We start from the raw sequence: 11491 nt of genomic DNA, 5'->3' as shown, positions 1-11491 counted from the left end.
AGGCTATCCATGCCAAGATCAAAAATAGGCGTTTAGATTCTATTCATAAATTCACAACCCAAGTGGTTCGTGAAAACGCATTTATCGTTGTGGGTAATCTCAGCAGTTCCGGCCTTGCTAAAACCAAAATGGCCAAATCTGTTTTGGATGCAGGCTGGTTCATGCTGAAAGCTCAGCTTGATTATAAATCGAAAGCGATGCAAGCCGAGTTCATAGACATCAACGAAGCGTACACTACCCAAGCTTGTTCGTGCTGTGGCTGTATCAGCGACAGCAGTCCGAAAGGTAGGGCGGGACTTGGAATAAGAGAATGGTCATGCTCTGAGTGTGGAGCGCATCACGATAGAGACGTGAATGCAGCCATGAACATTCTCGCGGCGGGGCATCGCCGTCTCGCAGGAGGAATCCCCGTCCTTTAGGGCGGGGAGGATGTCAACGTGCCTACCGCCGTAGGCGCTAACCCCGTTGCGACTCTGTCTGCGTTGGCAGAGCGGGTGGCGGAAGGAATAACTGGTATTCAGCCCGATTCTAGTCTATAGAAAATTTACCCTTCCTTCTTTTTCTTCGATGGGAAAGTGAGAAGGAGGCGTTAGGACGACTCTTTGCTCATCATAAAGGCGGGGAGGTGGTTATGTTCCAAAGGCAAAAGTTAACGCGATCAAAATCGGCCCGAACATTTAAAGGGCCTGTGGCTTGGCTTTTTGGACGTCAGTTGATTGCGGGTCTCAAATGGATTGGGATGTACGCCTTCTTTGGGGACAAGCTTGACTCCCGTGACTGGATGCGCCCCGAAATTATCTCTCGCCATGGGGAGGCACCGGAAGAGGAAGCTTTTTGGTTTGATTATCTAGCCGACTCTGGCGATGGGCAATGCGCCACTTACAATATCGCCTATTTATGCCAGCACGATCTTTGGCTTCCAAACGAAAATTCCCCCCCCGATAGGGATCAAGAAAGCAAAACAGTCTCCTTAATCGGTGGCGGGGGAAATACCTTCAAGTTGCCACGGGGCGAATTCCTGTTTGTGGGAGGGGATACCGCTTATCATATTGCCGATTACACGACCCTTGCGGAGAGATTTCAACGGCCTTTTAACTGGGCCTATGAGGATATCTTTGGACCAGAGACGCGTCCTGAAACCCGGCGGCCGATTTATGGAATACCCGGCAACCATGATTATTACGATGCCCTGGATGGATTTAATCGCCAATTTCTCAAGCCCTTTAATCAGGAACATGCACAAGCTACCGAAGGCGCCGGGCCTCAGCTGAGTCTCAAGGGTTTCGAGCGTATCCAGGAAGCCAGCTATGTGGCATTAAAACTGCCCTATGACTGGTGGTTCTGGGGATTGGATACCCAAGCGGGGGAGATCGATCGGCGGCAGGCCGCCTTTTTCTTGTCTCTTTGTAATCCTGGGGTTTCCGAGGCGACCGCGGAGAGTAAGACGGCACGGAAAGCACCCGATAAATTGATTGTGGCCACCCCGGAGCCCACCACCAAGTTTGGGCAATGGGCAAGGGAAGAAGAGGCCATTGTTGGGACTTTCAAGAAACTGGATCTAGCGCCTAGTTTTCTGAAATCCAACGCGGGCAATTTGCCCCGCTCCCAATGCCGGCTCGATATCTCGGGAGACATTCATCATTATGCTCGCTACTGGGGCAAGGGTGCCGCCGATAAGTCCGCCCATACGCGCGCCAACTATGCCTCGGTGGTTGCGGGCGGCGGCGGCGCCTTTCTCCATCCGTCCCACACTGATGTGGAGGAGGTGGCGGAGAATCAGCTCTATCCTCCCCGGAAAGTATCCCATCAGCTGATGACCAGACGCCTTTTGATGCCCTGGAATATTTTCCAAGGAGGCTATATTTGGCTAGCTGGCGCACTGATAGCGCTGATGACCTACTTTGCGGCGGCCATTCCCGAAAGCAGTTGGTCAATCTTTAAACTGATTCCTGAAGAGCAAAGGCCCCTTCAAAACGAAGGAAGCAGTTTGCTTGGCCGCATCCAAGAGGCCCTGGCCATCGAACAGGTTAATCCTACCAAGGATTATGGGTGGGATTTGATATATGCTCTTTTATTACTCGCTTTGTTAAGTGTTAGCGCGCTTCGAACGAGGAGCTTTTTCGAAGCGGCAATGGAGCGGGGACGGAAAGCCTGGATTTGGGCTCACTATCAATTTATTGGCTTCCATTTAGCGCTTTTTGCACCTATTGTGTTTTTTATTTATTGGAGCCCTGGTGGCAATCCCCATCCTTTTCTAGCCAGCTTATTGGTGTTGCTGTTTTTGCTGGCTTCCTTGGTTAGTCTCGTTATTAGCCGCCGCTATGACAATATGTTGTTCGAGCGCGCTAAGTCCCACCGGATAATAAAATGGAATTACACGCCGTTGTGGATTTTGATGCTATTTGCGGCGGTAAGCGCCTGTTATGGCTTGTGGCATTACGGCCGGTATCCGTTATCAGTGGTGTTCTCCGATATCCTGACGACTTCAATCTTGATGCTGACCTTGGGTGGCCTCATTCTTTTTGCCGTGGTTGCGGGGGGTAGTCTGCATGAACGGGCTGGAAAATTATGGTTTGCCGCGTTGGGGTGTTGGCACGCCATACTACAAATTAGCGTGCCTGTGCTGTTGGTTATCTATAGTTCTTGGATAACCATTTTCATGGTAGTGAGCGGCGCCTTCCTGGCAACGCTATTGGCTGCTTGGATGATGACCCGGGATTCCCTGGTGAATGAAAATTGTCTCCAGCAGAAAAAGCTGGGCCGCCAACTGCTGATTATCTGGTTGCTGGTAGGTGTTTCTGCCATGCTGATGGCGGGTTGGGGGGAGGCTGTGGAAGTGACGTGGATTCGCCTTGCCGCCGCGTTTCTGGTGGGAGGGATATTGAGCTGCGTCTGGTTTGGCTGGTATTTGGCGGTGGCGCTGGCTTTTAATGGCCATAATAATGAAGCGGGGGGAGGCGCCCGCCTCGAAGCTTACCGTCATTTCATCCGCTTTAAACTCACTTCGAATACCCTGACGGGCTATGTGATCGGCATTGATCAACCTGTTGAATCTTTTCCAAAGGATAAAGAGCGTCCTAGGTTCCGGCTGGTTGATGTATTTACCATAGGACTTTAGCGTTTCCTGGATATACCCAAGGAGAATCGCCATGTATATGATGAGCTCTCGAGAAAATTTCTGGGCTGGCGAAAGATTGTCTAATAAAGATCAAATCAAGGATGTGGTATTGGATGATCCCGATCCAGCGGTTGATTCCCCTCTCATAGAAGAAGCCATTTTCTTTGATATGATGAAGGACAAGCGGCTGTTGCTTCTCATCCACGGATATAACAATGAAGCAGATGATGTTTGCCGGGCATACTCGATTATTCAAGATAATGTACACCGTTACTTAAAAGGAAATTATGATGACATTGTCGGTTATACCTGGCCTGGCGGATCGGAACCACTGAACTATTATAAAGCAAGGAGACGGGCCGGAGCCGTGGCGCCGCGGGTCGCCCGCTGGCTTGCTGAACTGACCAAGGTGACCCAGGCTATCGATGTCATGGACCATAGCATGGGTACTCGGGTAATTTTGTCTGCTTTAAGGATGGACACCACCGCTAGGCTGCATAACTTATATAGCATGGCTTCGGCCGTTGAGGATGAGTCAATTCAATATTCAAGAGAATATTTTTCCTCCACCAAAGCCTGCGATAGTGTGTATGTTTTCCATTCAAGACATGACAAGGTGCTGCGGTTCGCCTTCAAAGGCGCGGAGTGGGACCGTGCGCTAGGATATTCCGGGCCTGAAGACCCGGCGCTGATCATGACCCATTCTCCGAATGTTAAAGTAATCAACTGCAGGCAGGTTATCGACTCCCATGGAGGATATAAATATTCAGAATCAGTCTATAGATTTATTGCTAGGGAGCTTAAGTCCAGCGAGGCGCCTCAGTATTCTATTTTGGAGTAGAATTCTTTCACTCGCCTAGAATTTATTCCTTGTTGGCTTAACTTTTGAAGTCATAAAAGAGGTATTTTTACGCCCCTATCTTTTAGGCATTTTTTCTTGTAAAAAACGCCTTCAACCATCCTGTGTTATAACTTCTTATAGTATTAAATTCCTGCCTTCTTCCTTCCCTAAAGAAAACGTTTTATTCACTTTTAAAATAAATTTTTTGGCATCGCTAGAATAGGTATTTTTACCTATTGTATCTGCCTCTACCCTGGTCTAATACAATAAATATCAAATTGTCTTTATGGTGCTGAGAATAGGCATTCAAATTACGCTTTAATAAATTAATAAATCACACCAAAGTTGTTAAAAAAATTACATCAGGATAAAGCCTATTAAACATACAGTCCTTCCTTAGCAACAGGCATAACTTCCGTTCCTCCCGAAGGGATACTTCGGCCAAGTGGAGAAAGGCCAATGAAAAAGATAAATACGTTATTGGTTTGTCCTATTGCGATCCTTGCCGTGATAATAGGCGGATGTGATAGCCAGCCGGAGCCGAGAAGTCCGGCATCCCAGGATTCTTCATACCCTAAACCTTTTGAGTATCGTTTTGCCGGCTACGATAAGGAATGCGCGGGTATTCCCGGTTATTTGGACCCTTATCACTATGGCTATGATCTCACCGCGGAAGAAAAACGGGGCGCTTGCACCTGGTATTTGTGGGTGGGTGGTGATCCCATGGGAGAAAATCCCTCCCAATCCAATGGGGGAGGAAATCCTCATTTCTGGCGCGAAGCTGAGGCCCGTACCTGGAAGATCGCCAAGGTCAGCGGTCTTCAAGTTAACCTTAATTTTATAGCCTTTCTGGACTCGCGAGTGCGGGATGAGCGTTTCGAGCGATTTGGGGTCATCAATGATCCCGATTGTAAAAAAGCAAGCGAGCCCGATGCCTATGGTTTATGGCTCGATGAATGCAAGGACCCCTACTCGAGTGGCGTAATGGGTCTTCGCCTATTCCCTAATCAGAACTTTGATCCCGAGAAATGGGATACCCAGAAATATTTGGAGGAAGATGCCACCATCGAACCCCCTTATTTAACGGGATTGACGTGTGGTATTTGCCATATTGCCTTCAATCCGGTTAATCCGCCAGAAGATCCCGAGCATCCTGAATGGGAAAATTTTGCCGGGGCGTTTGGTAATCAGTATATCAAGGAAGGGGCGCTATTTGGGCAAGGGCTAAAGAAGGAAGATTTTCTCTATTGGGTTTATGCCAAACAGCCCGCGGGTACTTCCGATACTTCCCGCATCAGTATGGATTTTATTGATAACCCCAATGCCATCAACTCTATTTTTTACATTACCTCGGCCCGGCCCACTTATGAAGAGGTGATGAATGATGGCGCCACCAGGAAGGTGCCCCATGTTCTAAAGGATGGCTCCGATTCCGTTGGCGCAGGCGGCGCGGCGTTGCGGGTTTACGTTAATATCGGCACGTGCGGCGACCACCGGATGAGTGTCGACGATACTTTCCTCGGCATTAAGCCCCAACGCCCATTCGATTTGGAAAAAGCAGAAGCAGAATGCGAGGACTGGCGTTTGACTGCCGCACGGATGGATGATGCCGCTGCGTTTCTGAATTCTCCTCCTCCCTTTAAACTTAAGGACGCCCCAGGCGGCGAGGAATATTTAACTAAGGATGGGGAGAAACTGAATTTAGGTAAAAAGGTATTTGCGCAATATTGTGCCCGTTGCCATTCCAGCAAATTGCCGGAAGGCTATACCCATGAAGGAATGAAAAAACATTCCGAAGCGGCTAAGGATGACTGGGTGAAACTGGTCATGAGCGATGATTTTCTGAAAAGAAATTTTCTCTCGGATGACCGACGTTATCCACTTTACTCGGATGATCCTAGTATTGCCATTGGCACCAATGCCGCCAGGGCGGTAGCCTCTAATGCAACCGAGGGCCATGTCTGGCAGAACTTCTCCTCCAAGACCTATAAAGAACTGCCCTCGGTAGGCAAGGTTGCGCTCTACAATCCCTTTAATGCCGATAAGCCTATTCAATATGAATTTCCGGCCGGCGGTCGCGGCTATTACCGTACTCCCTCCTTGATCAGCGTGTGGGCAACCGCGCCTCTCCTACACAACAATATGCTGGGAATCTACAATCACGATCCTTCCGTCAAAGGGCGAGTGGATGCCTTCATGGATGCAGCCGAAAAATTGCTTTGGCCGGAGAAACGTCTGGGGCCTGATTCTATTAAAGTGACCCCAGTGGATTCTTATTTACGGTTCCGTTCCCTAGAGGTTCGGGTTCCGGCAGGCACGCCCATCAAACTTCTGGCCAACATGGATTTAAGCAGAGCCGTGGAGAAAAAAGAATTGCTCGGGGATTTAAGGGAAGCATTAAAGGATCCGGCTCGCTTGGTGAAGCTGGTGAAAGCCCTGAAGGGTCAGGAGCAATTTGACGATGAATTGAAAAAGTTGGTCCCTAAATTATTGCGCTATAACCAGATCCCCGATTTTGTCGAGGATAAGGGACACAATACCCACATCTGCCGCGATTCCTCCGATGAAAAGATAGCCTGCCTTTCAGATGAGGAGAAGTGGGCATTGATTGAGTATCTGAAGCTTTTATAGGGAGTTCGGGCCATGGAAAACGATATCATTTTTCAGCCTCTCGCGTTTAAAAACTTAACTGTCAAAAACCGGCTCTTCCGTTCCAGTATTTCCGGCCGCTGGGACAATTACAATGGCTCGGGAACCCAAGCGCGCATTAACTGGGAGGAGAAATTTGCCCGGGGCGGCGTAGGCGCCATCATCTCTTCTTTTGCGCCGGTTCATATCCGGGGCCGCATCATGCCTAATTACGCCATGATTGATGGTGATGACAAGATTCCCTTTTGGCGTAAGGTGGGGGAAAAAGTTCATGAATATGACTGCAAGTTTATCGTGCAGTTGAGTCATTCTGGACGCCAGCGGGATGTTCCTGGCGTTGAGAACTTGATGAATAAGGGATTGTCTTCAACCGGCAATATGGATACGTTTCATGGCCTGCTCTGTCAGGCCATGACCTTGGGAGAGATTAAGCAGACTATCCAGCATTTTGCCGATAGCGCGCGCCGGGCCCGGGAAGCGGGCCTAGATGGAGTGGAACTGCACGCTTCCCACGGCTATCTCTTTACTCAGTTTTTAAGCTCCGGCATTAACGACCGCAAGGATGAGTATGGAGGTTCATTAGAGAATCGGGCCCGTTTTCTTTTGGATGTGATTCATGCCATCCGTAAGGAAGTGGGGGACGACTATCATCTCCAGGTAAAGATCAATATTGTGGATGAAAACAATGCCCTCTATCCCTGGGAGAAATGGGGTAACAAGCCGGAGGAATATGTCCAGATTTGCAAATGGGTAGAAGAAGCGGGCACGGATGGATTACATGTTTCGGCGGGTAGCCTCTTTCCCCATCCCTTGGTCCCACCAGGGGGCTTCCCCTTGGATGAAACGAATTGGTGGTACGGGAGCATGGCTTCAAGCGGCGTGCGCGGGTACATGAATTATACGGTCTTCCATTTCAAGATCTTGAGACCACTATTTCTTTGGCTCTGGAATCGCACCAAGAAGAAGTACCCCATCGAGGGAGTCAGCGCCGAGCTGTGTAAGCAGGTTAAAGACAGCGTCACTATTCCAGTCCTTAATACCGGGGGTTATCAGGACGGTAAGCTGATCCGGAAAGTGATTTCCGAGGGATACTGTGATGGGGTGGCCATTGCCCGTCCACTGATTGCTAATAATGATTTGCCCAAGGTCTTAGAAGAGGGTAAGGATTTGCCTGAAAAACCTTGCTCGTTTTGCAATAGATGTCTCCTCAATGCGCCGGCTAACCCTCTGGGTTGCTACGATGTGCGCAGGTATGGCAATGATCATGACGCCATGATTAGAGAGGTGATGACTGTTTATGATCCGCCTCCTTTTCATTAGTTTACATAGGATCTTATTGTAAATTTATAAGAAGGGTTACCCATGAATAACGCTAAAATTAAAATGGTCCAAACTGCCGCGAAGGATCAAACGATTGAGGATGGGGTCCGGGAGAGTCCCGTGGATCAATATGAGTTAAAGGCCCGAAAGCGATTAGGAATGCTTGCCCTGGTTATCATCCTTTTTTTCCTATTGATCGCGTTATTTTGATTTTTGTACGGAGCATTGATTGACATGGCCACGCAACAGAGGCAATCAACGTCCAAGACCAAAAATTCCAGGAAGCCACGGGGTATTTTTAGTCTCTTGATAATCGGCATTATCGTTGTCATTGCTGGCTATCTCATTGTCCGTTTCGTTCCTGAAAAACCGGTGGACTACGAGGCTATCGAGGAACATTTCAAATATGGCTCTATTGGCAGCGAGCCTGTCAATGGGCTGCCCTATTGGGTTTGGAAAGTGCTTCCGGAGATGTTTCCCGAGAAGTTTCCAGGCAAGGGAGGGTATGCCTCCTTCGGGTTTATTTACGAGGAAGGCCGCGATTTGCCCATTGGCGTGTCGCAACGCCGGGTGACAGGGATTGACCGGGTGTGGTTGAACTGCGCGGTTTGTCATACTGGCACCCTGAGGAAAACAAAGGATAGTGAAGCACGGATAATTTCGGGAATGCCCGCCAATGATTTTAGATTGTACTTATTTATCCAGTTCTTGAGAGAGATGGCTTTGGATAATCGCTTTACCTCGAAAAATGTCATGGCGAAGATCGAGGAAATGGGCGGTAATCTCGATCCCATCGAGAAAGTGGCCTATCGCTATTTTATCGTGGACCGAGTGCGGGCCGCGCTATTTGAATTAGGGCAGCAACTAAATTTTCTTGATCGCCAATATCCCTGGGGACCCGGTCGGGTGGATACCTTTAATCCTTATAAAGCTATCCAGTTTAATTTTCCCATGGATAAATTACCCGAAGAGGAGTTAATTGGTCCAGCCGATTATCCTTCCATTTGGAATCAACGGCCACGGGAAGGAATGTACCTCCACTGGGACGGGAATAACCCTTCCGTTCAGGAACGTAATAAAAGTGCTGCCTTGGGTGCAGGGGTGACGCCGGTTACGATTGATCTGGAACGGCTTAAGCGTATTGAAGACTGGTTGTGGGATTTCAAACCTCCGGCTTATCCTGAGCCGATCGACCCGGCTAAAGCGGCTGAAGGCAAACAGCTCTATACCCAATATTGCGCCCAGTGCCATGGCATGCAAGAAGGAGGTCAGTACCTATTTGATACCGGGCAGTTTTCGCGGTTGGGAGAGGTAGAGTCTATAACGGATATTGGTACTGATCCGGGACGTCTTAATTCCTATACCGAGCTATTATCTGTTAATCAAAATACTCTCTATGTGGGTTATCCCTGGCGTTTTAAAAATTTTCGCAAAACCAATGGCTACGCCAATATGCCCTTGGATGGTCTCTGGTTACGGGCGCCCTATTTGCATAACGGTTCGGTGCCGACACTGCGGGATTTGTTGGAGCCCGTAGAGAATCGGCCGAAGGTGTTCTATCGGGGTTATAACGTCTATGACTGGAAAAAGGTAGGTTTTATCTCGGATATCGCCAAGGAAGATGGCCATGAATTTTTTAAATTCGTTACCCAGGTAGAGGGAAATTCTAATGCTGGCCATGAAGGCGAGGCTTATGGCACTTTCCTGAGCGGAATGCAAAAAGAAGCCATTGTCGAATACATGAAAACCTTTTAGGAGAGATCAGTAGAAGGAATAAAAAATGAGTCGTTATGCGGTTTGGCGTGGTCGATTGACTATTGCAGGCGGCTTCTGAAAGAAACGGATAGCCCGATAGGGATAAAACAGGAGGACCAGAGCAAATGCAGTCAAAAATAGTTCGCTGGATTATTGTGCTGCTGGCATTAGTCCTGGTGATTGGAGCCGTTGGCTGGTACAAACTTTTGCGCGAGGTGGAACAAACCTCCCTGAAAGAGTCCTCGGCGGCGGAATGGTTTAAATACGGTTCCATTAGCAGTGAAGAGGAGCAAGGCGTTCCCTATTGGATCTGGCGAGTTTTGCCTAAGATGTTCCCTGAATATTTGCCTGCCCCCGGTGGTTATGCCGCCCTCGGTGTTCCTTGGGAACAGGGGCAGGAATTGCCGGTAGGGTTCTCTAAAAAAACCATTGGTTTCCCCCGCGTTGCCTTTAACTGCGCCTTCTGCCATTCGGCCAGGTACCGGCTCAAGGCAGACGAGCCAGCCACTATAGTGGTGCCGGGACCAGGGAATACCGTCAGGCCCCAAGACTATGCCCGCTTTCTTGCGGCATCGGCGAATGATGCCCGCTTTAATTCCGATAATATTCTGGAGCAGATCAGCTTGATCTACGAATTGTCGTGGCTAGATAGGCAGCTCTATCGTTACTTGATTATTCCCATGACTAAAAAAGCGCTGATCCAATATGGGCAGGAGTTTGCTTGGGCCCAAGGGAAGCCCCCCTGGGGGACCGGGCGCATCGATCCTTTTAATCCCATCAAGTTTGGAATCCTGCAGATGGGAATCGATGCAACCATTGGCAATTCGGACATGATGCCTCTATGGAATTTGAAAGTCCGGGAAGGAGATGCGCTTCATTGGGATGGTCTAAATACTAATCTTCATGAAGTAGTCATCAGTTCCGCCATTGGCGATGGCATGACCTACAAAGCCATTGCCCATGATAGCTTGGATCGTATCGAGGCGTGGTTACAGGAAGTGCCTTCGCCGGCTTCACCCTTTAATGCCAATGAGAACCCTGCTTCTCCTTACTACTTGGATGAGCAGCAAGCGGCAATAGGTAAAGCTATTTATGAGCAGCATTGCGCCACATGCCATGCGCCAGGAGGAGAACGCCATAGAACGGTAATTCCGGTTGAAGAGGTGGGCACTGATCGCCACCGGGTGGATATGTGGACAGCCGAAGCCGCTAAGCGCTACAACGCCTATCAGGAAGATTACGATTGGGGAATGCGTCACTTTAGGGACGTGGATGGTTATGTGGCGGTGCCCCATGATGGCTTGTGGTTGCGAGGCCCCTATCTCCACAATGGCTCCGTGCCTACCCTGCGGGATATGTTGAAAAAACCGGAAGATCGGCCCCAAGTATTTTACCGGGGTTACGATCTTTTTGATCCCATCAATGTAGGTTTCGTGTCCCAGGGAGAAGAGGCTGAGCGGATTGGTTTTCGCTATGACACGGGGGTACCTGGCAATAGCAACCAAGGCCATTTATTTGGCACGGATCTTCCGGAAGATCGGAAAGAAGCGTTGCTTGAATACTTAAAAACGCTTTGATAAGGAGAGCACCATGTTATATCTCGTTACCGCAGAATTATCCCGATCCCCGGAGCCGGGAAGATCGGTTTGAAAGACGGCGGGTGCCTTTGGATTCCGCATTTATCTGTTTAGCTTTACTATCCAATATATGCCGGAGGTATGCCCTGTCTTGCTTGCAGTGGATTTCTTAGTCGGAACCCACCATGCCATACAAGTGGGCGGGGTGTTTTAATTTCAACAATTCGGTAG

8 protein-coding genes are annotated in these 11491 nt (G+C 49.1%); all 8 read left to right on the top strand.

The window, feature by feature from the left end:
* The first annotated feature begins 5 nt into the window (after positions 1-5).
* The 8 genes from NOC_RS09720 to NOC_RS09690 all read left to right on the top strand — a co-directional run bounded on the left by NOC_RS09720 (position 6) and on the right by NOC_RS09690 (position 11260).
* The gene (locus NOC_RS09720; RefSeq protein ID WP_306420274.1) at positions 6-419 is read left to right on the top strand and encodes an RNA-guided endonuclease InsQ/TnpB family protein; all 414 of its coding nucleotides are present in this window, start codon (positions 6-8) and stop codon (positions 417-419) included.
* A gap of 212 nt (positions 420-631) precedes the next feature.
* Positions 632-3118, top strand: a complete 2487-nt coding sequence (locus NOC_RS09715; protein ID WP_011330771.1) for a hypothetical protein — start codon at positions 632-634, stop codon at positions 3116-3118.
* Between the two features lie 31 nt (positions 3119-3149).
* Positions 3150-3959, top strand: coding sequence for an alpha/beta hydrolase (locus NOC_RS09710; RefSeq protein WP_002810891.1), 810 nt, complete (start codon positions 3150-3152; stop codon positions 3957-3959).
* A 459-nt stretch (positions 3960-4418) separates the two neighbouring features.
* Positions 4419-6590: a hypothetical protein gene (locus NOC_RS09705; RefSeq protein ID WP_002811693.1), complete on the top strand. Its 2172-nt coding sequence runs from the start codon at positions 4419-4421 to the stop codon at positions 6588-6590.
* A 12-nt stretch (positions 6591-6602) separates the two neighbouring features.
* On the top strand, positions 6603-7928 hold the full coding sequence (locus NOC_RS09700) for an NADH:flavin oxidoreductase (protein ID WP_002809829.1): 1326 nt from the start codon (positions 6603-6605) through the stop codon (positions 7926-7928).
* Positions 7929-7970: 42 nt separating this feature from the next.
* Positions 7971-8138, top strand: coding sequence for a hypothetical protein (locus NOC_RS17735; protein WP_002811105.1), 168 nt, complete (start codon positions 7971-7973; stop codon positions 8136-8138).
* A 24-nt stretch (positions 8139-8162) separates the two neighbouring features.
* Positions 8163-9683 (top strand): c-type cytochrome, encoded by a 1521-nt coding sequence (locus NOC_RS09695; RefSeq protein ID WP_002809930.1) that lies wholly within the window; start codon positions 8163-8165, stop codon positions 9681-9683.
* A 125-nt stretch (positions 9684-9808) separates the two neighbouring features.
* Positions 9809-11260 carry a hypothetical protein gene (locus tag NOC_RS09690; RefSeq protein ID WP_002811595.1) on the top strand — a complete coding sequence of 484 codons (1452 nt, stop codon included), beginning with the start codon at positions 9809-9811 and terminating at the stop codon, positions 11258-11260.
* The last annotated feature ends 231 nt before the right edge of the window (positions 11261-11491 follow it).

It is taken from the genome of Nitrosococcus oceani ATCC 19707 (assembly GCF_000012805.1).
GTDB lineage: Bacteria > Pseudomonadota > Gammaproteobacteria > Nitrosococcales > Nitrosococcaceae > Nitrosococcus > Nitrosococcus oceani.
The sequence above is the reverse complement of the archived record's forward strand: the minus strand, read 5'-3'. Positions and strand labels throughout refer to the sequence as shown.

Coding starts and splice junctions, on each gene's coding strand:
- NOC_RS09715 (WP_011330771.1), top strand. CDS start 632: ATGTTCCAAAGGCAAAAGTTAACGCGATCAAAATCGGCCCGAACATTT.
- NOC_RS09710 (WP_002810891.1), top strand. CDS start 3,150: ATGTATATGATGAGCTCTCGAGAAAATTTCTGGGCTGGCGAAAGATTG.
- NOC_RS09705 (WP_002811693.1), top strand. CDS start 4,419: ATGAAAAAGATAAATACGTTATTGGTTTGTCCTATTGCGATCCTTGCC.
- NOC_RS09700 (WP_002809829.1), top strand. CDS start 6,603: ATGGAAAACGATATCATTTTTCAGCCTCTCGCGTTTAAAAACTTAACT.
- NOC_RS17735 (WP_002811105.1), top strand. CDS start 7,971: ATGAATAACGCTAAAATTAAAATGGTCCAAACTGCCGCGAAGGATCAA.
- NOC_RS09695 (WP_002809930.1), top strand. CDS start 8,163: ATGGCCACGCAACAGAGGCAATCAACGTCCAAGACCAAAAATTCCAGG.
- NOC_RS09690 (WP_002811595.1), top strand. CDS start 9,809: ATGCAGTCAAAAATAGTTCGCTGGATTATTGTGCTGCTGGCATTAGTC.